Origin of the sequence: Qaidamihabitans albus (genome assembly GCF_016464705.1) — a bacterium.
In the GTDB taxonomy this organism is placed as follows: domain Bacteria; phylum Actinomycetota; class Actinomycetes; order Mycobacteriales; family Pseudonocardiaceae; genus Qaidamihabitans; species Qaidamihabitans albus.
Genome location: NZ_JAEHOB010000020.1, coordinates 45,257 through 69,882 on the forward strand (window position 1 = coordinate 45,257; position 24,626 = coordinate 69,882).

General features: G+C 71.4%; 20 protein-coding genes and 4 tRNA genes. 8 read left to right on the forward strand and 16 right to left on the reverse strand.

The genetic code is table 11. The features are described 5' to 3' along the window. Positions 1-92: 92 nt before the first annotated feature. Entirely contained in the window at positions 93-2,210 is a 2,118-nt protein-coding gene (locus JAP66_RS28035; protein WP_199434865.1) for an elongation factor G-like protein EF-G2, read from the forward strand. 50 nt (positions 2,211-2,260) lie between these two features. On the opposite strand, the gene JAP66_RS28040 is transcribed toward JAP66_RS28035, so the two are convergent. The 6 genes from JAP66_RS28040 to JAP66_RS28065 form a co-directional block, all read right to left on the reverse strand. After that, on the reverse strand, positions 2,261-2,794 hold the full coding sequence (locus JAP66_RS28040) for an XdhC family protein (RefSeq protein ID WP_199434866.1): 534 nt from the start codon (positions 2,792-2,794) through the stop codon (positions 2,261-2,263). 27 nt (positions 2,795-2,821) lie between these two features. Continuing rightward, the gene (locus JAP66_RS28045) at positions 2,822-3,820 is read right to left on the reverse strand and encodes an NUDIX hydrolase (protein ID WP_199434867.1); all 999 of its coding nucleotides are present in this window, start codon (positions 3,818-3,820) and stop codon (positions 2,822-2,824) included. After that, entirely contained in the window at positions 3,817-4,959 is a 1,143-nt protein-coding gene (locus JAP66_RS28050) for a glycosyltransferase family 4 protein (RefSeq protein ID WP_199434868.1), read from the reverse strand. Before JAP66_RS28050 ends, JAP66_RS28045 begins: the two co-directional genes overlap by 4 nt. Before the next feature lie 3 nt (positions 4,960-4,962). Next, on the reverse strand, positions 4,963-5,877 hold the full coding sequence (locus JAP66_RS28055; RefSeq protein WP_199434869.1) for a phosphatidylinositol mannoside acyltransferase: 915 nt from the start codon (positions 5,875-5,877) through the stop codon (positions 4,963-4,965). Beyond that, positions 5,874-6,485, reverse strand: a complete 612-nt coding sequence (pgsA, locus tag JAP66_RS28060) for a phosphatidylinositol phosphate synthase (protein ID WP_199434870.1) — start codon at positions 6,483-6,485, stop codon at positions 5,874-5,876. The genes JAP66_RS28055 and pgsA overlap by 4 nt, the downstream gene beginning before the upstream one ends. A 104-nt stretch (positions 6,486-6,589) precedes the next feature. Further along, positions 6,590-7,108: a MarR family winged helix-turn-helix transcriptional regulator gene (locus JAP66_RS28065; protein ID WP_199434871.1), complete on the reverse strand. Its 519-nt coding sequence runs from the start codon at positions 7,106-7,108 to the stop codon at positions 6,590-6,592. 102 nt (positions 7,109-7,210) lie between these two features. Between JAP66_RS28065 and JAP66_RS28070 the strand changes: the two genes are divergently transcribed. Further along, positions 7,211-7,765, forward strand: a complete 555-nt coding sequence (locus JAP66_RS28070) for a YceI family protein (RefSeq protein ID WP_199434872.1) — start codon at positions 7,211-7,213, stop codon at positions 7,763-7,765. Positions 7,766-7,776: 11 nt separating this feature from the next. On the opposite strand, the gene JAP66_RS28075 is transcribed toward JAP66_RS28070, so the two are convergent. From JAP66_RS28075 to JAP66_RS28090, 4 genes are all read right to left on the reverse strand, one after another. Continuing rightward, the gene (locus JAP66_RS28075; protein WP_199434873.1) at positions 7,777-8,346 is read right to left on the reverse strand and encodes an HIT family protein; all 570 of its coding nucleotides are present in this window, start codon (positions 8,344-8,346) and stop codon (positions 7,777-7,779) included. Further along, positions 8,336-10,384 (reverse strand): threonine--tRNA ligase, encoded by a 2,049-nt coding sequence (thrS, locus tag JAP66_RS28080; protein WP_199434874.1) that lies wholly within the window; start codon positions 10,382-10,384, stop codon positions 8,336-8,338. The genes JAP66_RS28075 and thrS overlap by 11 nt, the downstream gene beginning before the upstream one ends. Before the next feature lie 155 nt (positions 10,385-10,539). After that, positions 10,540-12,039: a sugar transferase gene (locus JAP66_RS28085; RefSeq protein ID WP_199434875.1), complete on the reverse strand. Its 1,500-nt coding sequence runs from the start codon at positions 12,037-12,039 to the stop codon at positions 10,540-10,542. A gap of 438 nt (positions 12,040-12,477) precedes the next feature. Continuing rightward, positions 12,478-12,549, reverse strand: a tRNA-Val gene (locus JAP66_RS28090). A gap of 403 nt (positions 12,550-12,952) precedes the next feature. Here JAP66_RS28090 and JAP66_RS28095 point away from each other — a divergent pair. From JAP66_RS28095 to JAP66_RS28115, 5 genes are all read left to right on the forward strand, one after another. Continuing rightward, complete coding sequence (locus tag JAP66_RS28095; RefSeq protein WP_199434876.1) at positions 12,953-13,378, forward strand: SsgA family sporulation/cell division regulator; 426 nt, start codon at positions 12,953-12,955, stop codon at positions 13,376-13,378. A gap of 112 nt (positions 13,379-13,490) precedes the next feature. After that, positions 13,491-13,563: transfer RNA gene (locus JAP66_RS28100), tRNA-Gly, on the forward strand. A gap of 182 nt (positions 13,564-13,745) precedes the next feature. Beyond that, positions 13,746-13,817, forward strand: a tRNA-Cys gene (locus tag JAP66_RS28105). Between the two features lies 1 nt (position 13,818). Continuing rightward, positions 13,819-13,893: transfer RNA gene (locus JAP66_RS28110), tRNA-Val, on the forward strand. Positions 13,894-13,934: 41 nt separating this feature from the next. Then, the gene (locus JAP66_RS28115; RefSeq protein ID WP_199434877.1) at positions 13,935-14,321 is read left to right on the forward strand and encodes a hypothetical protein; all 387 of its coding nucleotides are present in this window, start codon (positions 13,935-13,937) and stop codon (positions 14,319-14,321) included. 691 nt (positions 14,322-15,012) lie between these two features. On the opposite strand, the gene JAP66_RS28120 is transcribed toward JAP66_RS28115, so the two are convergent. The 4 genes from JAP66_RS28120 to JAP66_RS28135 form a co-directional block, all read right to left on the reverse strand. After that, positions 15,013-15,252, reverse strand: coding sequence for a hypothetical protein (locus tag JAP66_RS28120; protein WP_199434917.1), 240 nt, complete (start codon positions 15,250-15,252; stop codon positions 15,013-15,015). A gap of 66 nt (positions 15,253-15,318) precedes the next feature. Then, positions 15,319-15,897 carry a dihydrofolate reductase family protein gene (locus JAP66_RS28125; RefSeq protein WP_199434878.1) on the reverse strand — a complete coding sequence of 193 codons (579 nt, stop codon included), beginning with the start codon at positions 15,895-15,897 and terminating at the stop codon, positions 15,319-15,321. A gap of 84 nt (positions 15,898-15,981) precedes the next feature. Next, the gene (locus JAP66_RS28130) at positions 15,982-16,539 is read right to left on the reverse strand and encodes an SRPBCC domain-containing protein (RefSeq protein WP_199434879.1); all 558 of its coding nucleotides are present in this window, start codon (positions 16,537-16,539) and stop codon (positions 15,982-15,984) included. 275 nt (positions 16,540-16,814) lie between these two features. Then, complete coding sequence (locus JAP66_RS28135) at positions 16,815-17,735, reverse strand: proteasome assembly chaperone family protein (RefSeq protein WP_199434880.1); 921 nt, start codon at positions 17,733-17,735, stop codon at positions 16,815-16,817. A gap of 134 nt (positions 17,736-17,869) precedes the next feature. Here JAP66_RS28135 and JAP66_RS28140 point away from each other — a divergent pair, with 134 nt between their 5' ends. Then, on the forward strand, positions 17,870-19,198 hold the full coding sequence (locus JAP66_RS28140) for an ROK family protein (protein ID WP_199434881.1): 1,329 nt from the start codon (positions 17,870-17,872) through the stop codon (positions 19,196-19,198). Between the two features lie 151 nt (positions 19,199-19,349). On the opposite strand, the gene JAP66_RS28145 is transcribed toward JAP66_RS28140, so the two are convergent. Both JAP66_RS28145 and JAP66_RS28150 read right to left on the reverse strand, forming a co-directional pair. Next, a complete protein-coding gene (locus JAP66_RS28145; RefSeq protein ID WP_199434882.1) occupies positions 19,350-20,699 on the reverse strand; it encodes a M1 family metallopeptidase in 1,350 nt (449 codons plus the stop codon). Further along, entirely contained in the window at positions 20,666-24,571 is a 3,906-nt protein-coding gene (locus JAP66_RS28150; RefSeq protein WP_199434883.1) for a Pls/PosA family non-ribosomal peptide synthetase, read from the reverse strand. Before JAP66_RS28150 ends, JAP66_RS28145 begins: the two co-directional genes overlap by 34 nt. Between the last annotated feature and the right edge of the window lie 55 nt (positions 24,572-24,626).

A 24,626-nucleotide genomic window follows, 5' to 3' on the forward strand; every position in this document is an offset into this window, starting at 1 on the left:
CACCCCTTGCCGGTGACCCGGATCGGGTGTGTGATCGAGGGCACACCCTCGGAAACACCCGCCCGGACCATGTCGGCGCAAGGAGGCCCGCGATGGCCGATAAGCAAGCGAAGAACGGGGACGCCGGAGCCGCGGTCGCTGTGGACGATCCGCGCAAGCTGCGCAACGTCGTGCTGGTCGGCCCTTCCGGTTCCGGCAAGACGACGTTGACCGAGGCACTGCTCGTCGCGTCCGGCACGCTCGGCCGCGCTGGCTCGGTGGTGGACGGCACCACGGTGTGCGACCACGACCCGGCCGCGGTGCGGCAGCAGCGGTCGGTGGGGCTCGCGGTCGCCCCGATCGAGTACGGCGGCATCAAGATCAACCTGATCGACACCCCCGGCTACGCCGATTTCGTCGGCGAGCTGCGCGCGGGGCTGCGGGCCGCGGACGCGGCCCTCTTCGTCGTCTGCGCGGGCGAGGGCGTCGACCCGGCGACCGTGGCGCTGTGGCAGGAGTGCGCGGACGTCGGCATGCCGCGCGCGGTCGTGATCGCCCGGCTGGACCATCCGCGGGCCGACGTCGACGGCGAGATCGCCGCGTGCCAGGCCGCGTTCGGTGCGGGTGTGCTCCCGCTGTACCTGCCTGCCGAAGGGGACCGGCAGGGCCTCGTCGGACTGCTCACGCAGCGCTTCTTCGACTACTCCGCGGGCTATCCGCCGACCGTCGGCGAACCAGGTCCCGCCGACCTCGCCAGGCTCACCGAGGCGCGCAACGAGCTGATCGAGGGGATCATCGCGGAGAGCGAGGACGAGACCCTGATGGACCGCTACCTCGGTGGTGAGGAGATCGCGGAGTCGACCCTGATCGCCGATCTGGAGACGGCCGTGGCGCGGGGCTCGTTCCATCCGGTGATTCCGGTCTGCGCGACGACCGGCGTCGGGCTCGCCGAACTGCTGGACGGCATCGCCCGCGCGTTCCCTTCCCCACTCGAACACGCGGTGCCGGAGGTGTGCTCACCCGACGGTGTCCCGCGGCCCCGGCTGACCGCCGACCCCGGCGGCCCGCTCGCCGCGGAGGTCGTCCGTACCGCGGTCGACTCCTACGTCGGCCGGGTCTCGCTGGTGCGGGTCTTCTCCGGCACCCTGCGGCCCGAACGGCCGGTCCACGTGTCCGGCCACGGCCTCGCCGAGCGCGGCCACGAGGACCACGACGCCGACGAGCGGGTCGCGCACCTGTACTCGCCGCTCGGGACGAACCTGCGGGAGGTGCCGTACTGCGTCGCAGGCGACCTGTGCGCGCTCACGAAGGTCGGCACGGCCGAGACGGGCGACACCGTGTCCAATCCGGACGATCCGCTGCTCATGAAACCGTGGACGATGCCGGAGCCCCTGCTCCCGGTGGCCGTGCTGGCCAGGACCCGCAGCGACGAGGACGCGCTGGCCCGTAACCTCTCCCGGCTCGTCGCGGGCGACCCGACGCTGCGGCTGGAACGCAACGCCGAGACCGCGCAGCTCGTGCTGTGGTGCATGGGCGAGGCACACGCCGACGTGGTGCTTTCCCGGCTCCGCGCGGGCGGCGCGGACGTGGGCACGGAAGAGGTGCGGATACCGCTGCGCTCGACGTTCGCAGGCAAGGCGACCGGGCACGGCAGGCACGTGAAGCAGTCCGGTGGCCACGGCCAGTACGCGGTGTGCGACATCGAGGTCGAGCCGCTCGAGCGCGGCGCGGGCTTCGAGTTCGTGGACAGGGTGGTCGGTGGAGCGGTGCCGCATCAGTTCATCCCGAGCGTCGAGAAGGGCGTCCGCGCGCAGCTGCAGAAGGGGCTCGTCGAAGGCCACCCGGTGGTGGACGTGCGGGTGGCGCTCGTCGACGGCAAGGCGCACAGCGTCGACTCCTCCGACGCCGCGTTCCAGACCGCGGGCGCGCTCGCGCTGAAGGACGCCGCCGCGAACGGTCGTGTCGTGCTGCTCGAACCGCTCGACGAGGTCACGGTCGACGTGCCGGACGAGCACGTCGGCGCGGTCCTCGGCGACCTCTCGTCCCGTCGCGGCCGGGTGCTCGGCACCGAGACGGCTCCGGGCGGGCGGACCATCGTCCGCGCCGACGTGCCGGCCACCGAACTGCTCCGTTATGCCATCGACCTGCGGTCGCTCACCTCGGGCAGCGCGACCTTCACCCGCCGCCACGCCCGCTACGATCCGCTGCCGGAAAGCCTCGCCGCCCGCTGACCTCGTGAGTGCCTACCCGAGTTCTAACTCGCCTGCGCACTCACGACCGGTCACCAGGCACTCAGAAAGTCGAATCCGCCGGTGCGGCCGTTGCGGTCGGCGAGCAGGCCGGCCAGGGTCGCGACGGCGATCTCCGGTGGTGTGCGGGAGCCGATGTTCAGGCCGACCGGCCGGTGCACCCTGGCGATGTCGTCCGGGGCGACGCCCAGCTCGGCGAGCGCGCCGACGTGCGGACCGGGGTGGCGCGGGTTGCCCATGACGCCGATCCAGCGGGCCGGCCCGGCCAGCGCGTCGCGGAGCACCTCACCCAGCTCCGCGCGGTGATGGTCGGTGACGACGACATCGGTGTCCTCGTCGAGCCGTGGTACACCGGCGACGATGTCGAAAGAGTCCTGCACCGACCGGGCCCGATCGGCGTCGGGCTCCACCAGGACCGGCCGGAAGCCGAGGTCACGGCCGTACGTGAGCAGGTACCGTGCCACCGGCGAGGCGAAGACGGCGATCAGTGTCCGCGCCGTGGCGGGCTGCTCGGTGTCCCCGTGCGCCACGTCGCACGCCGGGTCGTGGGCTCCGCTGGCTGCCATGCCGGCCAGTCTGCCACGGTCCCGTCCCTAGTGGATCGACCGCAGCCTGCCGTCCCAGCCGGAATCGAGCAGCTCCGGCAGCAACTCCGCCAGCTGCACCGGGTAGACGGTCTCGGCGGTGTCGCACAGCTCCTCGGCACTCCACCACCGGTACTCGTCGACCGTGGAGACCTCGAGCTCGGTGAAGCCGGACGTGTCGATGCGCGGCTCGGCCGCGCCGGTGAGCTCGGCGACGAAGAACCATTCGTCGCCCTCGTAGCGGCGCCCGTCGAAGCTGAACTCCACCCGGCGGCGCCAGACCGGGCCGACCAGCCGGTCTCCCGGGATGTCCAGGCCGGTCTCCTCGCGCAACTCGCGCGCCGCGGCCGAGCGCAGGTCCTCACCGTCCGCCACCTCGCCGCCCGTGGTGAACCAGAAGGACTCGCCGACGCGGCCCGGATCCCGACCGTTGAACAGCAGCACCCGCCGCTTCTCGTCGACCAGCAGCACACGTGCCGCCGTCCTCGGCGTCGGCCTGCCGCCTTCGGTGACCAGTGAAGGCTCGGCGATCTCGAAGTACTCGGGCAGCCGCGCCTTGCCGGCCAGCCGGAAGTAGCGGACCTTGCGCCTGCGGCGCAGGGCGAGCGTGTCGCGCACGGCGTCGTTGTAGACCCTGCGCGCGATGACCACGCGATGCTCCGCGTCGGTCAGCTCGGCGGCGAGCGGCGCTGGCAGCCGGTGCCGGTCGACATCGGCGAGCAGGCGGGTGACCTCGTTCTCCACGAGCTCCCGCTCGGGCCTCGGCGTGATCTCGGCGCCCTCGGTCGCCACCCGCAGGGCCTCCGCCTGCCCCGCAGGCAGCCCCGCGGCGGCCACCACCGTCCTGGCGACCACGGCGCGGCGGGCCAGCGCGGCGTCCAGCGCCGCCCAGGCCGCGTCCATCCGCACGTGCAGCCGGTCGAGCCGGTTGGCGGTGGCCACCAGCCACAGACCGCCCAGCACGACGACAACGGCAAGCACGGTGAGGAGCACGAGCAGTGCGCTCATCGTGGCCCGTCCTGGACGGCGCTCACCGTGCGCGGGTCGGCGGCGACGGCCGCCTCGTAGACCCGCAGCACCTGCGTGACGACGGTGCCCCAGTCGAACATCGCGACCCGCTCGCGCCCCGCCGCGGCGAGCCGCTCGCGCCGCGGCGGATCGGCGAGCAGCTCCCGCAGCGCGGTGGCGAGTGCCCCCGCGTCACCGGCCGGCGTCAGCACCCCGGCGCGGCCGTCGTCGAGCACCCGGCGGAAGGAGTCCAGCGCGCTGGCGACCACCGGGGTACCCGCGGCGAGCGCCTCCGTGAGGATCATGCCGAAGCTCTCGCCGCCGATGTTGGGCGCGCAGTAGATGTCCACGCTGCGCAGCGCCCTGGCCTTGGTCTCGTCGTCGACCTGGCCGAGCAGGTCGATCCGGTCGGCGAGCCCGGGGCCGGCCTGGCGGCGCAGCGTGTCGGCCTCTCCCCTGCCGACCACGAGCAGCCGCAGCCCGGGCAGCTCGGGCGCCAGGCTCCGCAGCGCGTCGAGCAGCACGCCCATGCCCTTGCGGGACTCGGTGAACCGGCCGACGAAGCCGATGGTGCCGCCCTCGCGCGGGTAGCCCTCCAGCGGGCGCGCGGCGGCGAAGAACGGCACGTCGACGCCGTTGGGGATCTCCACGGCGTCGCCACCGAGATGCTCCACCTGCACGCGCCGGGCCAGCGCGGACACCGCGATCCGGGCCGTGACCTTCTCCAGCAGGGGCCGCAGCACCGGCTGGAACGCCGACAGCGTGCGGGAGCGCGGAGTCGAGGTGTGGAAGGTGGCGACGATCGGACCGTCGGCCACCTTCAGCGCCAGCAGCGACAGGCTGGGCGCGGCCGGTTCGTGCAGATGCAGCACGTCGAACGAGTTCTCCCGGATCCAGCGGCGGACCCGCGCGTAGGAGACCGGTCCGAACTGCAGCCGCGCCACCGAGCCGTTGTACGGGATGCCGAGGGCACGTCCCGCGGGATGCACGAACTCGGGCAGCTCGGCGTCCTCGTCGGCCGGCGCGAGCACGGACACCCGGTGCCCGCGGGAGAGCAGGACCTTCGCCAGGTCGACGACGTGGCCCTGTACTCCGCCCGGCACCTCGAAGGAGTAAGGGCACACGATGCCGATGTTCATCGCTCAGCCCGCTTTCCGCGCGCGCACCGGGTGCTCCCGCGGCAGGTCGGCCACCCAGAACCGCTGCATCATGTGCCAGTCGGTGGGGTGCGCGGCGATGTCGCCCGCGAAGATGTCGGCGAGCGCCTGGGTGGCCGCGGGCACCTCGGCCCGGTCGTTGACCCGGATCCGCGGGTGCACTCGCAGCCCCCAGCCGCCGTCGCTGAACCAGGATCCGACCGGCAGCAGCGCGGCGCCGGTGCTCGCGGCGAGCCGGGCCGGGCCGCCCGGCAGCCGCGCCTCCGCCCCGAAGAAGGTGACCGGGACACCGGAGGTGGTGAGGTCGCGGTCCGCGACGAGGCACACCACCCGGTTCTCCCGCAGGCGTTGGAGCAGCAACCGGAACGACGCGGCGCCGTCGGCGGGCACCACCTCGAAACCGAGCGACTCGCGGTAGGCGACGAAACGCCGGTACAGGGAATCGGGCTCGAGCCGCTCGGCGACCGTGGTGAAGCGGCCGGAGTGACCGACGAGCCACACTCCGGCCACGTCCCAGTTGCCGCTGTGCGGCAGCGCCACGACCGCACCGTTGCCCTCCGCCAGTGCGGCGTCGAGGTTCTCCACCCCGCTGATCGTCCGGTCCGCCTCCCGGTACACCGCCGTGAGGTCCATCGACGGCAGCCGGAACGCCTCCTGCCAGTAACGCGCGTATGAGCGCAGCGAGCGGCGGGTGAGCTCGTCCAGCTCGACCGGGCCCGCCTGCGGCACGACGCGCGCGAGGTTGCTGCGCAGCTGCCGGACCTTCTCACCGTCCCGCCGGGCTGCGATGTCCGCGCCGAGCGAGAACGCCGCGGTCGCGAGCGTCTCCGGCAGCGCCCGCACCAGCCGCCAGCCGACGCCGTAACCCATATCGCCGAGCCGCCCGCCGAGGCCGCTCACGACCGTGCCTCCCGCGCGGAGCCCGCGAGCGCGGCCAGCCGCTGCAGCAGCGTGACGGCCGAAAGCGCGGCGAGCAGCCACAGCGAGACCTCCACCGCATGCGGTACGCCGAAGCCCTGCAGCCCCGTTCCCGCCAGTGCGATGATCAGCCGCTCGGCCCGCTCGACGAGGCCGCCGTCGGCGGTGAGGCCGGACGCCTCCGCGCGGGCCTTGACGTAGGAGATCACCTGCGCGAGCACGAGGCAGATCAGCGCGGCGGCGGCCGCCCGCTGGTTGTCCGCCACCGCGAACGACCACCAGGTGATCGCGGCGAACAGCGCACCGTCGGCGAGCCGGTCGCAGGTGGAGTCGAGCACACCGCCGAACGGCGTGCCCGTCCCCCGGGCCCTGGCCATCGCGCCGTCGAGCAGGTCGAGCATCGTGAAGCCCCAGACCGCGAACGTGCCGGCCAGCAACATGCCCTGGGGAAAGAAGATCAGCGAGCAGGCGACCGCGCCCACGGTGCCGAGCACGGTCATGACGTTGGGCGTGAGGCCGACCCGGACCAGCGCGGCACCGATCGGATCGGTGACACGCGAGACGGAAGCGCGCGCGAAGATGTTGAGCATCGGTCCTACGGGTGGCAGGTTGCTGCGTGGTCGGGTTGCCGGATGAACCCTATCGAGTCGCACCGACACAACCTGCACGTATGCCGCCGAAACGCCGTCGCCGCTCAGCCGCCGGCGCGCTCGCCGTCCTCGAGCCGCTCCATCTCCTCGGCCTCGGCTTCGGCGCACCGGGGTGCGAGCCTGTCCCTGATCGCGGCACTGATCTCACCGAGCCGGCGCATCTGCTCGGGGGTCAACGCGTCGAAAAGGCTGGCGCGCACGGCTTCGACGTGCCCGGGCGCGGCGTCTTCGAGCGCGGCGAGGCCGGCGGCGGTGAGGTGCGCGAAGGCGCCCCTCCGGTCGGTGGGGCAGGACTCCCGGCGAACCCAGCCGCTGGCCTCCATCCTGGCGACCGCGTGGGAGAGTCTGCTGCGCGACGAGCGCGTGGCCGAAGCGAGCTCGCTCATCCGCAGGACGCGGCCAGGCGCCTCGGAAAGCACGACGAGGATCTCGTAGTAGGCGTGCGGCATCCCGGCGTCGCGCTGGAGCTGCGCCTCCAGATGCGCCCTGAGCATGTTGACGGCCGCCGAGAAGTCACGCCAGACGCGCTGCTCCTCGTCGCTCAGCCAGGAGGTTCCGGACATGAGATCCATACTACCCCTAGTTGAGCCCTCAATCATCTTCGGTTAGAGTCCTGATTGAGAGCTCAACAAACGAGCTCGCCGCAGATCTCTTGGAGGAAACAGATGACCACCAGCGCCGCGACCGCGGAGATTCCCGGCTACACCGTCGGCACCTGGGTGATCGACCCGGTGCACTCCGACGTCACGTTCACCGTCCGCCACCTCGGCGTATCGAAGGTCCGCGGCCGGTTCAGCATCTTCGAGGGCGAGATCGTCACGGCGAGCGACCTGGCCGGCTCCTCGGTGACCGCGACGATCCAGGCAGGCAGCATCGACACCAACAACGAGCAGCGCGACGGCCACGTCAAGAGCGCCGACTTCCTCGACATCGAGCAGTTCGAGACCCTGACCTTCCGCTCGACCGGTGTCCGGACCGACGGCGAGGACTACCTCGTCGACGGTGAGCTGACCCTGCACGGCGTGACCAGGCCGGTGACCTTGCGCACCGAGCTCGGCGGCTTCGGCCCCGGCATGACCGAGGGCAGCACGGTGCTCGGTGTCTCGGCCTCGACGGAGATCAACCGCAGCGACTTCGGCGTCGGCGCCACGATCCCGGCCGCCGTCGTCAGCGAGAAGATCAGGATCGAGCTGAACATCGAGGCCGGGCTGCAGGCCTGAGGAGCCGGAACCTACCAGGCGTCGGCCAGCAGTTGCCGGGTGTCCCCGAGCAGCTGCGGCAGCACTTTCGTATGGCCGACGACCGGCATGAAGTTGGCGTCGCCGCCCCACCTGGGCACCACGTGCTGGTGCAGGTGGGCGGCGATGCCCGCCCCGGCGATGACTCCCTGGTTCATCCCGATGTTGAACCCGTGGGCGCCGGAGACCGAGCGCACCACCCGCATCGCGCGCTGGGTGAACTCCGCGAGCTCGAGGGTCTCCTCGGTGGCCAGGTCCGTGTAGTCCGCGACATGGCGGTACGGCACGACCATCAGGTGCCCGGGGTTGTACGGATACAGGTTCAGCACCGCGTACACCGTGCGCCCGCGCGCGAGGATGAGCGCCTCGGCGTCCTCCAGGCTCACCAGCCTGCAGAACGGGCAGCCGGTCGGCTCGTCGCCCTCGGCCTTGTTCTCGCCCTGGACATAGGCCAGCCGGTGTGGGGTCCACAGCCGCTGCAGCGGGTCCGGGACCCCCACCCCGTCCTGGCCGACGATCTCCGGACCGGTGTCCGGCCGGCCCCGCTCGCCCTCACCGGCCAACGAGGGCTCCCAGCGCCTCGGCGTTCGGCGACGCGTTCTCCCGGCGCGCAATCCAGCCCGCGATCGCGTCCACCGCCTCGGCCACGGGTACGGCGTTGATCTGGCCGCCGTCCCGGAACCGGAAGGAGACGGCACCCGCCTCGACGTCCTTTCCGCCTGCCAGCAGCATGAACGGCACCTTCTGCGTGGTGTGGTTGCGAATCTTCTTCTGCATCCGGTCGTCGCCGGTGTCCACCTCGGCGCGAATCCCCTTCGCCCGCAACGCCTTCTCCACGCCGAGCAGATGGTCCACGTGCTCGTCGGCGATCGGGATGCCCACCACCTGAACCGGCGACAGCCAGGCCGGGAACGCGCCCGCGTAGTGCTCGGTGAGCACTCCGAAGAACCGCTCGATGGAGCCGAACAGCGCCCGGTGGATCACCACCGGGGTCTGCCGGGAGCCGTCCGGTGCCGTGTACTCCAGCTCGAACCGCCTGGGGTGGTTGAAGTCGAGCTGGATGGTGGACATCTGCCAGGTACGCCCGATCGCGTCGCGGGCCTGCACCGAGATCTTCGGCCCGTAGTAGGCCGCGCCACCCGGGTCGGGGACGAGTTCGAGGCCGGACTCCTCCGCGGCCTGGCGCAGGGTCTCGGTTGCCTCGTCCCACTCCTGCTGCTCGCCGATGAACTTCCCGGACTCGCCCCGGGTGGACAGCTCCAGGTAGAAGTCGGAGAGGCCGTAGTCGGCCAGCAGGTCCAGCACGAACCGCAGCAGCGACCGCAGCTCGCCCGGCATCTGCTCCTTCGTGCAGTAGATGTGCGAGTCGTCCATGGTCAGCCCGCGCACGCGGGTGAGGCCGTGCACGACGCCGGACTTCTCGTACCGGTACACCGTCCCGAACTCGAACAGCCGCAGCGGAAGCTCACGGTAGGACCGCCCGCGGGACCGGAAGATCAGGTGGTGCATCGGGCAGTTCATCGCCTTGAGGTAGTAGTCCTCACCCTCGAACGGGATCGGCGGGAACATCGTGTCCGCGTAGTACGGCAGATGGCCGGAGGTGTGGAACAGCCCGCTCTTGGTGATGTGCGGGGTGTTCACGAACTCGTAGCCGGACTCCTCGTGCCGCCTGCGCGAGTAGTTCTCTAGCTCGCGGCGGATGATCCCGCCCTTCGGGTGGAACACGGCGAGCCCGGAGCCGATCTCCTCGGGGAAAGAGAACAGGTCCAGCTCGGCGCCGAGCTTGCGGTGATCACGCCGCTCCGCCTCGGCGAGCAGCTCCAGGTAGGCGTCCTGCGCCTCCTGCGACTCCCATGCGGTGCCGTAGATCCGCTGCAGCTGCGGGTTCTTCTCGTCGCCACGCCAGTACGCCGCCGCCACGCGGGTCAGCTTGAACGCCGGGATGTGCTTCGTGGTCGGCACGTGCGGGCCGCGGCACAGGTCGCTCCACACGCGTTCCCTGGTGCGCGGGTCGAGGTTGTCGTAGATGGTCAGCTCTCCCCCGCCGACCTCCATCACCTCGGAGGTGTCCACAGTGTCCAGCGAGCCTGCCTCGGACTTGAGGTCGACGAGCTCCAGCTTGAACGGCTCGCCTGCCAGCTCCTCCCTGGCCGCCTCGACCGAATCCACCACGCGGCGGGAGAACTGCTGGGATCCCTTGACGATCTGCTTCATGCGCTTCTCGAGCGCCTGCAGGTCCTCCGGGGTGAACGGGGTCTCCACGGCGAAGTCGTAGTAGAAGCCGTCCCTGACCGGGGGCCCGATGCCGAGCTTCGCGTCCGGGAACTGCTGTTGCACGGCCTGCGCGAGCACGTGCGCGGCCGAGTGCCGGAGCACGCTGCGGCCGTCCTCGGTGTTCGCGGCGACCGGCTCCACCTCGACGTCCTCCGCCGGGGTCCAGGCCAGATCGCGCAGCGCGCCCTCCGGGTCCCGCACCACGACGACGGCTTCGGCGCCCTTGACCGGCAGCCCGGCCTCGCGCACCGCGGTACCCGCCGTAGTGCCTGCCGGTACCACCACGCGCTCGGCGGGCACGGCCGGGACTGACGACGGCTGGGACACGGTGGGCTCCTTCGGCTGGCTGAGCTGTGCTGAAAGCTGCGCAGGGTCGTGCGCGGGTTTGTCCTACCCTGCCGATGCTATCCGCCGTCCACCGTTACCCCGCCGAGCCCTCGTGAGTGCGCACACGAGTTAGAACGCGGGTCGCCACTCACGAGTCAGTAGGCGCCCCGCCCGACGAGAACGGCGCGCGCGGTCTTCCACATGATCATCATGTCCAGCGCCAGCGACCAGTCCTCGACGTAGCGCAGGTCCAGCCGGACGCTCTCCTCCCAGGAGAGCTCGCTGCGCCCGCTCACCTGCCACAACCCGGTGAGGCCGGGCTTCACGAGCAGGCGCCGGTGCACCTCGGGCGCGTACTGCGCGGTCTCCTCCGGCAACGGCGGCCGGGGCCCCACCAGTGACATCTGCCCGGTGAGCACGTTGAACAGCTGAGGCAGCTCGTCGAGCGAGTAGCGCCGCAGCAGCGCCCCCGCCCTCGTCACCCGCGGATCCTTACGGATCTTGAACAGTGGCCCCGCGCCCTCGTTGTCGCCCACCAGGCGCAGCCGCACCCGCTCCGCGTCGACGATCATGGTGCGGAACTTGAGGATCGTGAACACGTCGCCGTCGCGGCCGACCCGGCGCTGCCGGTAGATGACGGGACCACGGTCGCCCAGCTTGACCGCAACGGCGATGGCGAGCATCAGCGGCGAGGCCACCAGCAGCAAGAGCGCCGCGCCCACCCGGTCGACGATCTCCTTGACGAACCGGCGGCCGCCGCTGAACGTCGGCGCGGTCACCCGCAGCAGCGGCATTCCCAGCACACCGGTGACGTTGAGCCGCGGCCCGGCGACGTCCATGAGCACCGGCGCGACGACCAGTTCGGCGGAGGTGCCCTCCAGATCCCAGGCCAGTCGCTGCAACCGGTCGGGGGTCCAGTACTGGTCCGCGGTGACGGCGACCACGCGATAGCCGCCGCGGCGTACCTGCTCGGCGAGCCCGTCGAGCCGTCCGACGACCGGAACGCCCTCCACCTCACCGCAGCCCTCGGAACCGGCGGGAGTGCAGACGGCCTCGACCCGCCAGCCGACGTGCGATGCCGCCCGGGTGCGCTCGATGAGGCCGGACACCGTGCCCGGATGTCCGGCGGCCATGACGGGCAGCAGGCACTGCCCGCGCCGCCTCGCCCGGTGCAGCACCCTGCGGAGCAGGAACCGCTCGGGAAAGACGACCAGCGCGACGGCGGGCACCACGTAGAAGACCCACGGCTGCACCTCCAGCGCGCCGGCCAGCAGCCCGCCGAACGCCACGAGCACGGCCGCGGAGATCAGGGCGCGGCCGAGCAGCCGGAACTCCTCGGCGCCCTCGCCGAGCCCGCGCCGGCTCCACGCCCTGCCGACGAACAACGATCCGACAACGGCGGCGAGCGTCCCGATCGCGTGTGGCTCGTCCACCCGGCCCGGACCGCCGATCAGCACGGTGCCCACCGCGATCACGGCCAGCGCGGCCAGCGAGTCGGCAGCGATCACCCAGCCGCGATATCGCCGTTCCCAGGCCATCATGGGGCCGGCGGGCACGGTGCCACGGCGGGGATCCCCGGCGGCGGAGACTGCGTGAAGGCCGAGCGGCGGCACCTCGTCCGATGGTCGCGATGACGGCCGCACCGACTCTGTCATGGAGCCTCCCGCGTCATTCGGTTGTGGATCTTCCGCACGCGAACGCGTTCCGGAGATGACTCCACCGAGTAATCGGCCGTAGTGCACAGTTAGTAGCCGATCGAGGAATACATGCGGTGGTATCGGTGACGCTCGGCACAGCGTTACAGGTGACCAACGCCGGAGGGGCACCGTCCAAAGCAGATCGATCATGCGATCGGATAGCAGGAAGTTACGAACGGTGATCAAGGTGAGCGGGCCACCAACTACCGAAAGTGATCAGTTGATCGATGACATCACGCGGCCGGGCGTATCACCCGACCGGACGCACTCAGCGCGACGTGAGGCGGATCACGGCAGGAATCGGCTCCCCGGCGCGCGGGTTGAAAAAGAGGAATGAGGGGAACACGGGGAAGACGGAAAAGGCCCGGCGTTGCCGGGCCTGGACCGTGATCTGCGTGGGCGATACTGGGATCGAACCAGTGACCTCTTCGGTGTGAACGAAGCGCTCTCCCGCTGAGCTAATCGCCCCTCGCGGTTGTGAGAACAGACTGTACCGGAGCCCGTTCGGCCGCCGACAAACGGGTGGTTCGAACCCACACACGCTGCGCACACGTATCGGTACGCAGCGAACAACAGCGAGCTAGCGAGCGTGCCACCGGCGGCAGGCACGGGAAGGGGATCGAGGTCACCTCCGACATTCGCGCGACGGTTCTATCGCCCACGCGTTAAACCGAGCAGTATGTACCGGGTGGACGATCAGCATGGTCGCGCGCGAGGGCCGACGAGCCGGGAGCGATGATGAGACGAACGGGTGGGCCCGGGACACACGTCAGGGTGATCTCGAGCGGAACGGCGAGCGAGCCGGCACCCGGGCACGTCTCAGTGTCGAGCTCGGCCAGCCCGGCCGGGAAGGGAGCAGAAGGGTAAGACGATGCGAAACGATCACGTGACGCTCCGGTCCACGGCGGTCTTCGACCTGCTTGCGCCTCGGACCCCGGCCGTGCCGGTGAAGGTGGAGCTCCGCTACGACACCCGCGACCCGTACGCCGTGGTGGCCGCGTTCCGCACCGGCCGGGCCGGCTGGGTCGAATGGGTGTACGCACGCGACCTCCTCGCCGACGGTCTGCTGGCCGAGGCGGGTGACGGCGACGTCCGGATCCGACCCTCGGTCGAGGACCCCGAATCGGTGCTGATCGAGCTGAACTCCCCCTCGGGGCACGCGATGTTCGAGGCATCGGCGCAGGAGCTGGCCGACTTCCTGGACCGCACCTACGACGTCGTGCTTCCGGGCAACGAGCACCTGTGGGTGGACGTGGACGACGCGCTCACCCGCCTGATCCCGCACGATCTGGGCTGATGGCGAGCCCGGTGGCGTGGGAGACACCCCCCGTTCACACGCGGCCTCGCGGTCCGATACAGTTCCTGCACACACCACGACAACGGGTCCCTGAGACACGGGGTCGCGGAATGCGGACGTAGCGCAGCTGGTAGCGCATCACCTTGCCAAGGTGAGGGTCGCGGGTTCGAATCCCGTCGTCCGCTCGACTGCGGCGGCACCCCGCAGTTGAACCGGGTTCACGGAGAAGCGGTCCGGCAATCCGGTTCAGACTCACGGCGGAGTGGCCGAGTGGTTCAGGCAAGGGCCTGCAAAGCNGACTGCGGCGGCACCCCGCAGTTGAACCGGGTTCACGGAGAAGCGGTCCGGCAATCCGGTTCAGACTCACGGCGGAGTGGCCGAGTGGTTCAGGCAAGGGCCTGCAAAGCCCTGTACACGGGTTCGATTCCCGTCTCCGCCTCGCGCGATTAGCTCAGCGGGAGAGCGCTACCTTGACACGGTAGAGGTCACTGGTTCGATCCCAGTATCGCGCACCACCTGTCTTTCCAGGTCAAACACCCAACGGTGATCATCACCGGTGACCATGGATCGGGACTTCGACATCTTCTTCGTCTGGTTCCTGTGGGGCGCCCTCATCACACCCGTGAACGGCGCCGTTCTCGGCTCGCTGGTCAAGAAGATCTCCTACGCCCGCTGGTACCAACGGCAGGCGGCGAAGAGCCCGAACGGTCGTGTCATGCGCAAGGCGCGGCCGTTCTGGCGCTTGTTCTCCTACCGGTGGCGGCTCGACCTGTGGATCTGCGGGGCCGCGATAGTCATGATCGTGGCCGGCGCGCTGATCTGGTGGAACCTGGCGTACCTCCCGGCCGACGACTTCGGCGATGCCAACGACATCCAGCAGGCGACCGTGGTCACGATCGTGCTGCTTTCGATCGGCGTGCCGGCGATGGCGTTCGGCCTGTAGGCGTGCACGCAGTTCTGGCGCAGCGGCGAGGACATCAGGACGGGCGAGTCGGCTACGTGACCGCGTCGGCGGTGCCGGCCACCTCACGGGCATCTACCTCGCCAGTCCCGAACGCTGCTCGGCTCGCCGCTCCCGCACATCTAACGCGGTGCACGTCGAGCCAGGTGGTGATCTCCGTTGTCTCGGTGGGAGTTCTGCGGTTCCGGCCGCGCGGCTCGAACCCACCGGCGGGAGTGCTGACCAAGGACGGCTGCGCCGACTCGCCACCGAAGCACCGGGGAACCAACGGCATGCTACAGCCGCACCAGAGTGGACAGCTCCGCGCGAGCCGCCGAGTCCAGTCGGTCTCCCATGCTGCTGCACAGCAAAGCCAGGCTGTCGACTTCGGACATCTCGCGTAGCTGAATTCTGCGCGCACCACCGAGAGCGCCCAGCCGCATCCGTCCGGTGACGGTATCAAAGGCACCAACTGCGCCTCGTCGAGCGCGTCGTCGAGCACCACCAGGACCCGGCGTTCCGCGAGCAGGCTCCGGTAGAGCCCGCACGCCCCTCCGGATCATCCGGCACCGCGGTAGCGGGTAAGCCCAGCGCGCGCAGGAAGCGGCCGAGCACGATGGCCGGCTCGACCGGCTGGGCGCGCGTGCCGGCCAGCGCCGCGAACAGTGCCCGTCGGCGTCAGCGGGCTCGCCGTTCACCGTGGCCTGACCGCTCCGCCCAGCGGGGACCTCGGCGCCCTCACGAAGCTCTCGTCCAGACCATCCCGGAGGCTGACGGTGAGTTCGCGCTCCGGGAAATCCGGGTCCTGGTACGTCGTCACACCGCCGATCGTGGCGGGCTGGTCGACGATGACCAGCAGCGGCCCGTGCGCGGAGAGCTTGTCGAACAGTGCCGGCACCCCCTGGATCATGGACTCGACTGGGACATCAGCCATGCCGGACCTGGCGACCACAGCTCCTTGATCAGTAGCTACGAAGAAGGTAACGGGGCAAGCATGGACTCAGACATGCAGGGTTGGCCGGTAGATGAGCTCTTGGGTATGGCCGTCGAGCGTCCGGCTCTCGATCAGCTCGAGGTCGAAGTCGGCCCCACCCTGGAAGATCGGGTCCAGCCCGGTCTGACCGGTGATCACAGGGAAGAGCGTCACCTGGACGCGGTCGACCAGACCGGCGGCCATCAGCGCCCGGTTCAGCGACAGGCTGCCGTGCGAGCGCAACGGCACCTCGGACTCCTCCTTGAGCCGGGCGACGATGTCGACGGCGTCGCCGCTCACTACGGTTGCGTCCGGCCAGTCGAGCGGTCCTTGCACCGTGGTCGACACGACCGTTGCCGGCAGGTTCCTCATCCGGGTGACCCATGGGTCACGCACCTCGGACTCCTCGGTGCTCAAGGCCAGCATCCGCGCGAATGCCCGATACGTGTTCGCCCCGAGGACCATCCGCTGCTCCTCGCGGTACAGGGCGAGGCGGTGCTCGAGCAGCTCGGGGCCTTGCTTGCCCCAGTAGCCGGTCCAGTTGCCGCTGGCGGCGCCGAAGCCGTCGAGGCTGGTGAAGACGTCGAAGGTGTAGGTAGCGGTCATGATGTTCTCCTCGAGTGCGGTTGATCGGGTGTGAAAAGAGACGGTGGCGAAGGTGAGTGTGGTCAGCGGCCCTGACTATTCCTCCTACGGTCGCCCACCAGGTGTCTGGCCGCCGGTCGTCGGTGCGGCGAGCTCGGCCAGGTGGTGCAGCGAGTTGGTGAGATGCTCAGGGCCGAACGGCGGGAACCGGATGCCGCGCTCGCGGATGAACTGCGGCACGGCCGACCAGTCGTAGGTGAGCGTGACCTCGGTCTCGGACGGACCGAGCGGCGCCAGGTCGTAGCGCCAGATCCAGCCGCCGAACTCCAGGTGACCGTCGTCCTTCTCCTGCCCCGTCAGCCAGGCGATGGCGCGCGGCGGGTCGAGCACCTGGACCTTGTTGACCACCTGGTAGTCACCGTTCGGATGGTCGGGGTGATGCATGTCCATCCGGAAGATCTGTCCCGCCTCGGTCAGCGGCGCCCGGTCGACAGATTCCTGAACCCAACCGGTGCCGTCGATCGCAGCATGGGTCGCCGGGTCCGCTAGCACGGCGAACACCCTCGTGGCGGGCGCGGCGACAGTCAGGGTGGCGCTTACGTTCTCGTGATCCACCGTGGGCTGGTTGGTCGTGGGCTTCGCGGGAGCGGTGGTGATGAACATCGTGGGCCTCCGGTGGGTGACGACCGGCCCGTTGCCGGGCCTCTCACCTTGGCGACGAACGGGCTCGACGCCATTCGACACCACCGCGGAAAATTCGGAGGACGTACTCACTCCGGCCGCGTCCGAGGCGACAGGGCCGTACCAGGCCGAAGATCAACAAGGAGGCTGATCACGACCCAGCCCGGCAGAGCGACCAGCAGGCGACATTGGCCGGGCGAGCCGGGCGGGCACGTTCCCTCTCCGCCGGCGAGCGAGGCCGGCGGCGAGCACTCCGATCAGGACTCGCCGGACTCGCCGCGGCCCTGCTGTTCGGCGAGGAACTTCTCGAACTCGCTGCCCAGTTCCTCCGCGGTCGGCATCTGCTCCGAGTCGGCGAGCAGGCTGCCCTTCTCGCTCGCGGAGGCGAACGCGTCGTACTGCTGCTCCAGCGCCCGCACCACCTCGGCCACCTCGTCCGACTCGGCCACCTGCCGTTCGATCTCGGTGTCAGTACGGTGCGCGGCCTCGCGCAGCGCATCGCCGGGCAGGCTCAGCCCGGTGGCCCGCTCGATCGAGTCGAGCAGCGTCAGGCCCGCCGCCGGATAGGTCGCCTGCGCGAGATAGTGCGGCACGTGCGCCGCGAAGCCCATCGCGTCGTGCCCGGCCTCGCCGAGCCGCAGCTCCAGCAACGCAGCCAGGCTGCCCGGAATCTGCATCCGGTTGAACAGCGGCTGGAATCCGCCGACCAGCTCGGAGCGGGTGGCGTGGGCGGTGACGCCGAGCGGCCGGGTGTGCGGGACGCCCATCGGGATGCCGTGGAACCCGGCCGTGAGCCGCACGCCCCACCGCTCGATCAGCGTCCGCACGGCCGCGGCGACCCGCTCCCACTCCCGGTCGGGTTCCGGGCCGGTGAGCAGGAGGAACGGCGTGTCGTCACTGTCGTGCAACAACCGGACGGCCAGCTCCGGCGCCTCGTACTCGGCCCAGTGGTCGGTGGCATAGGTCATCGGCGGGCGCCGCGAACGGTAGTCGAGCAACCGGTCGACGTCGAACCGCGCGACTACCGGCCCGCCGAGCTGGTCGAGCAGGTGGTCGGCGACCGCGCGGCCCGCGGACCCGGCGTCGATGAAACCGTCGAAGTGGTGCAGCAGCACCGCACCGTCCAGAACCGGGACGTCGGAATCCACCTCGTACAGGTCTTCCGGATCCGGCACCACTACACAACCTCCTGACGTCACCTGAACCGGCAATCGCCACTAGCAACGCGCGCCGGCCTCGATTCCATCCCACCACGGCGCGGCGACACGGCCGAGGCGAGGTCCACCTGCCTTGTGGCCGCGCGTAGTGGAAGATGTGGAAGGTGCAGGTGCCACAGACAGGACCGAACCCGGCCGCGATGACGACCGACCACCTCGACAGCCTCGCCGCCGTGCTGGATCTCGTGCGCACGGGCACCGCGCGGACCCGGCCCGAGATCGGCAGGCGCTCCGGTCTCGGCCGGACCGTGGTGACCCAGCGCGTCAGCCAGCTCGCCGCATGCGGCCTGGTCGAGGAGGGGGCGCTGGGCCCGTCGAGCGGCGGCCGGGCACCACGCGAGCTGCGCTTCCGCGCGCTCGCCGGCGTCATCCTGGCAGCCGAGCTCGGCGCCACCAGCATCGGCGTCGGCGTGACCGACCTCGCGGGCAGCGTGCTGGCCGAGCGCGAGGAGCCCACCGACATCGCGCTCGGCCCCGAGCCGGTACTGGACCGGGTCGAGGAACTGTTCGGGCAGCTCCTCGAAGAGGTGCGGGAGGCGCACCCCGGTGAGCGGCCCGCGGTGTGGGGCGTGGGCATCGGGCTGCCCGGGCCCGTGGAGTTCGCCACCGGACGGCCGAGTGCGCCACCGATCATGCCCGGCTGGGACGGCTACCCGGTGCGCGACCGCCTCGCGGAGCGCTTCGGCGCGCCGGTGTGGGTGGACAACGAGGTCAACACGATGGCGCTGGGCGAGCTGCGGGCCGGCTCCGCCAGGGGACAGCGCGACATCCTCTACGTCAAGATCGGCACCGGTATCGGGGCCGGGCTCGTGTCCGGTGGCCGGCTGCATCGCGGCAGCCAGGGCTGCGCCGGCGACATCGGGCACGCGGCGGTCGCCGACGACCAGGCGGTCGTCTGCCGCTGCGGCAACACCGGCTGCCTGGAGGCCTACGCCGGTGGCGCGGCCCTCGCCAGGGACGGGCTGGCCGCCGCACGGGACGGGGGCAGCCGGTTCCTGGCCGACGTGCTCGCCGGGACCGGCACGATCACGGCGGCGGACATCTCCCGGGCGGCACAGAGCGGTGACCGCACCTCGGTGGAGCTGCTCACCCGTGCCGGGCGGCTGGTCGGCAGCCTGCTGGCGACACTGGTCAGCTTCTACAACCCGGCGCTCGTCATCATCGGAGGTGGCGTCGCGAGCGCGGGCGACCTGCTTCTTGCGGCGGTGCGCGAGTCCGTGTACCGGCGGTCGCTGCCGCTGGCGACCCGCGAGCTGCGGATCGCCCGCTCCACGCTGAGCGACCAGGCCGGGCTCGTCGGCGCGGCGTTCATGGCGATCGACGAGCTGTTCCTGCCGGAACGGCTGGCGCACTGGGTGGACGCGGGCTCGCCCGCCGGTGCGCCGGAGCTGGTCGACGTGCCGCTGCGGGCCCCCCTGCTCTGACCGACCGCGAGTCCCCCGCCCGAACCTGCGAGTCCCCCACCCGAAGCCGCGAGTTCTGCCTCCACGCCCGCTGGTCGCGACTCGTGCATGCCTGAGCGGGCAACTCGCGGGCTTGGACGGGGGACTCGCGGGCCTGAGCGGGGGACTCGCGCTAGGTGCCGGGCAGCGGGGGTAGCCGGGGCCTGCCGAGCCAGCCGGCGAAGAAGTCGTCGAGCGGCCTGCCGGCGTGCCGCGCGGCGAGGGTGGTGAAGTCCGCGGTGGTGACCGTCGCGTGCCGGTACGTGTCCGTCCACGCCAGGAGCAGGCCGAAGAACACGTCGTCACCGAGTTCGCGCCGCAGCGCGTGCAGCGTCAGCGCGCCCCGCCGGTAGACGCGCTCGTCGAACATCCGCGCCACACCGGGGTCGTCGAGCCGCAAGTCCTGCGGCCGGGCCGAGAGCTCCGTGTGCCAGTCGCGGGCGTGCCCGTCGGCGGCGCGGCCGCCGGACTCCTCCGACCACAGCCATTCGGCGTAGGTGGCGAAGCCCTCGTTGAGCCAGATGTGCCGCCAGTCGGCGACGGTGAGGCTGTTGCCGAACCACTGGTGAGCGAGCTCGTGCACGATCAGCCGCTCGTGCGTGCGAGCGCCGTCGACGTGGTTCGCGCCGAACACCGCCATGCCCTGCGCCTCGATCGGGTCGTCGAGGTCGTCGTCGGTCACCACGACGACGTACTCGCCGAACGGATAAGGGCCGAAGCGGCGCTGGAGCAGGTCCATCATCCGCGGCTGGGCCGCGAAGTCGTTCAGGAACTCGGCACGCAGCCGGTGCGGCACGGCGGCCCGCTGCCCGCCGCCGAGATCGATCTCGGTATAGCGTCCTATCTGGACACTCATCAGATAGCAGGCGGTCGGCTCCGGCCGCTCGTAGGTCCACGTGGTGGTGCTGGCGGCACGGCGACGGGAAACCCGGTTCCCGGTGATCTGCACCGAGTACGGCGACGGCGCCGTCAGCCTGACCCGGTAGGTGGCCTTGTCCGCGGGATGGTCGTTGCACGGGAACCAGGTCGGCGCCCCGATCGGCTGGCTCGCCACGAGCGCGCCGTCGGTCAGCTCGTCCCAGCCGATGTCCCCCCAGTGCGCCGACGTGACGGGGCGGGGGTTGCCGGAGTAGCGGATCTCCGTGACGAACTCCGCCCCTGCCCGCACCGGTCGTGCGGGCCGGACGTGCAGCTTGTGCTGCCGCACGGTGTAGCGCGCGGGCCGCCCGTCCACCAGCACGCGGCCGATCTGGAAACCGGCGAGGTCGAGGCTGAACCGGGAAAGCCCGTGCGTGGCGACCGCGGTGATCCGGGCCCGGCCGGATAGCCGGTTGGGTGCGGGCCGGTAGTCCAGGTCCAGGTCGTAGTGCCGGACGCGGTAGCCGCCGTTGCCGTGCTCGGGCAGGTACGGATCGCCCGAGGTCTCCGCGCCCGGTGCCGGGGCTTCGCTCACCGGCCGCTGCCCGCCGGGTCCGCTGGCCATGCCGCGATGGCGTTGCCCAGCCAGCGCGAACCGGCGGGCACCGTGTCGCCACGGGTGACGAGCGAGCCGGGGCCGACGGTGGTGCGCGCGCCGATGCTCGCACCGGGCAGCACGATGCCGTGCGGCCCCAGGGTGGCGCCCGCGCCGAGTTCCACGGTGTCCATGCTCATCACCCGATCATGGAAAAGGTGGGTCTGCACGACGCAACCCCGGTTGATCGTCGCGCCGTCGCCGACCCGGACGAGGTCGGCCTCGGGCAGCCAGTACGTCTCCAGCCACGCGCCCCGGCCGATCCGGGCGCCCATGCTGCGCAACCACATCGGCAGCAGCGGGGTACCGCTGAGCGAGCCGACCAGCCACGGCACCGCGAGCACCTCGACGAAGGTGTCCGCCAGCTCACCGCGCCAGACGAACGAACTCCACAACGGACGCTCGGCCGGGCGGAAGCGACCTACCAGCAACCATTTCATGGCCGTCGCCGTCGCCGCGGCGAGCACGCCCGCCGCGAACAGCACCGTTCCCGCCAGCGCGGCGGCGAGCCAGGGTCCGCCCACGGCGTGCAACGCCAGCAGTGCGGCGACGACGAGCACCGACAGCGCGACCGCGCACATGACCGGCACGACGCGGCAAAGTTCGACCGCGGCCCTGGCGAGCCTGAGCCGGAGCGGCGGGTCGAAGGTCCGGCTGGTGTCGGCCGCCTCGACGGTCCGGCGCAGCGGCATCGGCGGCATGCCGATCCACGAGGAGCCCTTCTTCGCCTTCGGCGGGGTGGCGGAGAGCACGCCGACCAGCCCGCGCTTCGGCACCGAACGACCCGCCGCGGTCATCCCCGAGTTGCCGAGGAACGCCTGCTTGCCGATGCGGGCCGGGGCGACGTGGAGCCGGCCGTTGCCGAGCTCGTAGGTGGCGACCATCGTGTCGTCGGCGAGGAACGCGCCGCTGTCGACCTTGGTCATCTTCGGCAGCGCGAGCACCGTGGAGACCTCCACGCCCCTGCCGACGCGCGCGCCGAGCAACCGCAGCCAAACCGGCGTGAACAGGCTGGCATAGAGCGGAAAGAGTGCGATGCGGGCGGCGTCCATGAGGCGCTCGGTGGCCCACACCTGCCACGCGAGCCTGCTGTGCACCGGGTGGTGGCCCGCACGCATGCCGACGCTCAGCGCGCGGACGCCCGCCAGCACGAGCAGCGCGTAGCAGGCGAGGTAGACCAGCGTCGCCACCGGCACGGCGAGCAGCGCGCCACCGAGTGCCGCACCGAGCGTGGGCGTGTTCCCCGCCATGCCGCTGAGCACGGCAACGGCGGGCAGCGCCGCGATCGCGGGCAGCAGTCCGAGCAGCAGCGAGGTGGCACCGTAGGCCAGCGCCCACCGGCGCACACGCCGCGGCCTGCGGAACGGCCGGTCCGGCGCTCCCTTACCCGCCCGGCGCGCCGGTGAACCGGCCCAGCGCTGCCCGGCGGGCACCGCACCGCGCACCGTCGAACCGGCGGCGATCTCGGCGCCCTTGCCGATCCGTGCGCCCGGGAACAGGGTGCTGCGGGCACCGACGCGGGCACCGGCTCCGATCCGGATCTTGCCGATGTGCACGAGGTCGCCGTCGACCCAGTAGCCGGACAGGTCCGTCTCGGGTTCCACCGCCGCGCCACGGCCCAGCTTGAGCAACCCGGTCACCGGCGGTGGCGCGTGCAGGTCGACGTCCTTGCCGATGTCGGCGCCCAGCGCCCTCGCGTAGTGGGTCATCCACGACGCGCCCGCCACTCCGGCGGCACCGCTGCGCTCGGCGAGCTGCTCCGCGACCCACAGCCGCAGGTGGACGCGACCCCCGCGGGGATGGCTGCCCGGCCGCACGCCGCGCAGCAGCAGCCGCGCACCACCCGCGGCGATGGCGATCCGGCCAACGGGACTGAACAGCACGAGCCAGGCGGACAGGATCGCCCACCAGGACACGGCAGGCGCCCAGCCGACGCCGAACCCCGCGAGCACGGTCGAGACGGCGGCGGCGATGGTGCTCCAGCGCAGCCCCGCGAGGCTCAGCAACGGCAGCAGGAGCAGGATCTGCGCGAGCCCGGTCCGGCGGCGGACCGGGGTGACGTCCCGCCGGCTCGACTCCGCCCCGCCCAGCGCGTCCAGCTCTGCGGCGAGGGCGCCCAGCCTCGGATGCTCGTAGACGTCGGTGACCGACACCTGCGGATGCCGGGTCCGGATACGGGTGACGAGCTGGGCGGCGGTGAGGCTGCCGCCGCCGTGGTCGAAGAAGTCGGCCTTGGGGGTACGCACCGTGACGCCGAGGATCTCGGTCCACATCCCGGCGAGCCACGCCTCCGTCGGCGAGAGCCCGGCCGCGCCGCGCCGCCCGGCGGAGGACGTGGGCAGCGGCCACGGCAGCGCGGCGCGGTCGACCTTGCCGGAGGTGCGGGTCGGCAGGTGGGCGACCGCGGCGAGCAGTGGCACGAGCGCGGCGGGCAGCGTTTCCCGCAGCCGCGCCGTGGCGGCCGCGGGATCGAACGCCGTGCCGGAGGCCGGCAGCACGTAGCCGACGAGGACCTGGTTGCCCGCGCCGCTCTCACGGACGGCGGCCGCGGCCCCCGCGACCCCGGGAAGTGCCTGCAGGGCCGCGTCGATCTCCCCCAGCTCGATCCGCCTGCCGCCCAGCTTGACCTGTTCGTCGCCGCGACCGACGAACAGCAGCCCTTCCGGTTCCGCTCGGACCAGGTCGCCGCTGCGGTAGGCCCGCTGCCAGCCGAGCGCGGCCAGCGGTGCGAACTTCTCCGCGTCCTTGGCCTCGTCGAGATAGCGCGCGAGACCAACCCCGCCGATGACGAGCTCGCCGGTCTGCCCCATCGCCACCGGCTCGCCGGCCTCGTCGACGACGGCGAGCTGCCAGCCGAGCAGCGGCAGGCCGATCCGCACGGGACCGTCACCGGTCAGCCGGGCGGCGCAGGCCACGACGGTGGTCTCCGTCGGACCGTAGGTGTTCCACACCTCGCGGCCCTCGACGGCCACCCGCTCGGCGAGGTCGGGCGGGCACGCCTCCCCGCCGAAGATCAGCAGCCGGACGTCCTCCAGCGCGTCGGCAGGCCACAGCGCCGCGAGCGTCGGCACGGTGGAGACCACGGTGATGCGCCGCTCCGCCAGCCACGGCCCCAGGTCCACCCCGGTCCGCACGAGCGAACGGGGTGCGGGGACAAGGCAGGCGCCGTGCCGCCAGGCGAGCCACATCTCCTCGCACGAGGCGTCGAAGGCAACCGAGAGGCCGGCGAGTACGCGGTCGCCGGGGCCGAGCGGTTCGTCGGCCAGGAAAAGACCGGCCTCGGCGTCGACGAACGCGGCGGCCGACGCGTGGGTCACCGCGACGCCCTTGGGCCTGCCGGTCGAGCCGGAGGTGAAGATGATCCACGCATCGTCGCCGGGGGCAGGGCGGCGCCTGCGGCCGCGTGGCGTGCCACGCACGGTCAGCACACCGCCGTCACCGAGCACCGCGCAGACCGCGGCCTCCTCGAACACCAGCTCGGCGCGTTCGGCCGGATCGTCGGCGTCCACGGGGACGTAGGCCGCACCGAGGGTCAGCACGGCCAGGACGGAGACGTACAGCCCGGCTGTCCCGGAGGACATCCGCACGCCGACCCGGTCGCCCGCGCCGACCCCGGCGGCGACGAGCCGCCGCTGGACCCGCTCGATCTCACCGGCCAGCGCGCGGTAGCTCAGGACGACCGCGCCGTCGTCGATCGCGGCGGCGTTCGGATACCGCGCGGCGGTGTCGGCGAGGATGTCCAGCAGGGTCCGCTCGCTGGGAGCGAGGCCGGACCAGAACAGTGCGCGGTCGATCGCGGGAGTGGGCGCGGGAACGGCCGCCCTGTCGATGGCAAGCGTCACGAAGCTCCTCGTTCAGGGCTCGTGAGTGAGAAACCAAGTTCTAACGCTGTTTCTC

Excerpts from the sequence above, each read along its gene's own strand:
- JAP66_RS28035 (WP_199434865.1), top strand. The coding sequence starts at position 93 with ATGGCCGATAAGCAAGCGAAGAACGGGGACGCCGGAGCCGCGGTCGCT.
- JAP66_RS28040 (WP_199434866.1), bottom strand. The coding sequence starts at position 2,794 with ATGGCAGCCAGCGGAGCCCACGACCCGGCGTGCGACGTGGCGCACGGG.
- JAP66_RS28045 (WP_199434867.1), bottom strand. The coding sequence starts at position 3,820 with ATGAGCGCACTGCTCGTGCTCCTCACCGTGCTTGCCGTTGTCGTCGTG.
- JAP66_RS28050 (WP_199434868.1), bottom strand. The coding sequence starts at position 4,959 with ATGAACATCGGCATCGTGTGCCCTTACTCCTTCGAGGTGCCGGGCGGA.
- pgsA (WP_199434870.1), bottom strand. The coding sequence starts at position 6,485 with ATGCTCAACATCTTCGCGCGCGCTTCCGTCTCGCGTGTCACCGATCCG.
- JAP66_RS28065 (WP_199434871.1), bottom strand. The coding sequence starts at position 7,108 with ATGTCCGGAACCTCCTGGCTGAGCGACGAGGAGCAGCGCGTCTGGCGT.
- JAP66_RS28070 (WP_199434872.1), top strand. The coding sequence starts at position 7,211 with ATGACCACCAGCGCCGCGACCGCGGAGATTCCCGGCTACACCGTCGGC.
- JAP66_RS28085 (WP_199434875.1), bottom strand. The coding sequence starts at position 12,039 with ATGACAGAGTCGGTGCGGCCGTCATCGCGACCATCGGACGAGGTGCCG.
- JAP66_RS28095 (WP_199434876.1), top strand. The coding sequence starts at position 12,953 with ATGCGAAACGATCACGTGACGCTCCGGTCCACGGCGGTCTTCGACCTG.
- JAP66_RS28120 (WP_199434917.1), bottom strand. The coding sequence starts at position 15,252 with ATGGCTGATGTCCCAGTCGAGTCCATGATCCAGGGGGTGCCGGCACTG.
- JAP66_RS28125 (WP_199434878.1), bottom strand. The coding sequence starts at position 15,897 with ATGACCGCTACCTACACCTTCGACGTCTTCACCAGCCTCGACGGCTTC.
- JAP66_RS28130 (WP_199434879.1), bottom strand. The coding sequence starts at position 16,539 with ATGTTCATCACCACCGCTCCCGCGAAGCCCACGACCAACCAGCCCACG.
- JAP66_RS28140 (WP_199434881.1), top strand. The coding sequence starts at position 17,870 with ATGTGGAAGGTGCAGGTGCCACAGACAGGACCGAACCCGGCCGCGATG.
- JAP66_RS28145 (WP_199434882.1), bottom strand. The coding sequence starts at position 20,699 with ATGGCCAGCGGACCCGGCGGGCAGCGGCCGGTGAGCGAAGCCCCGGCA.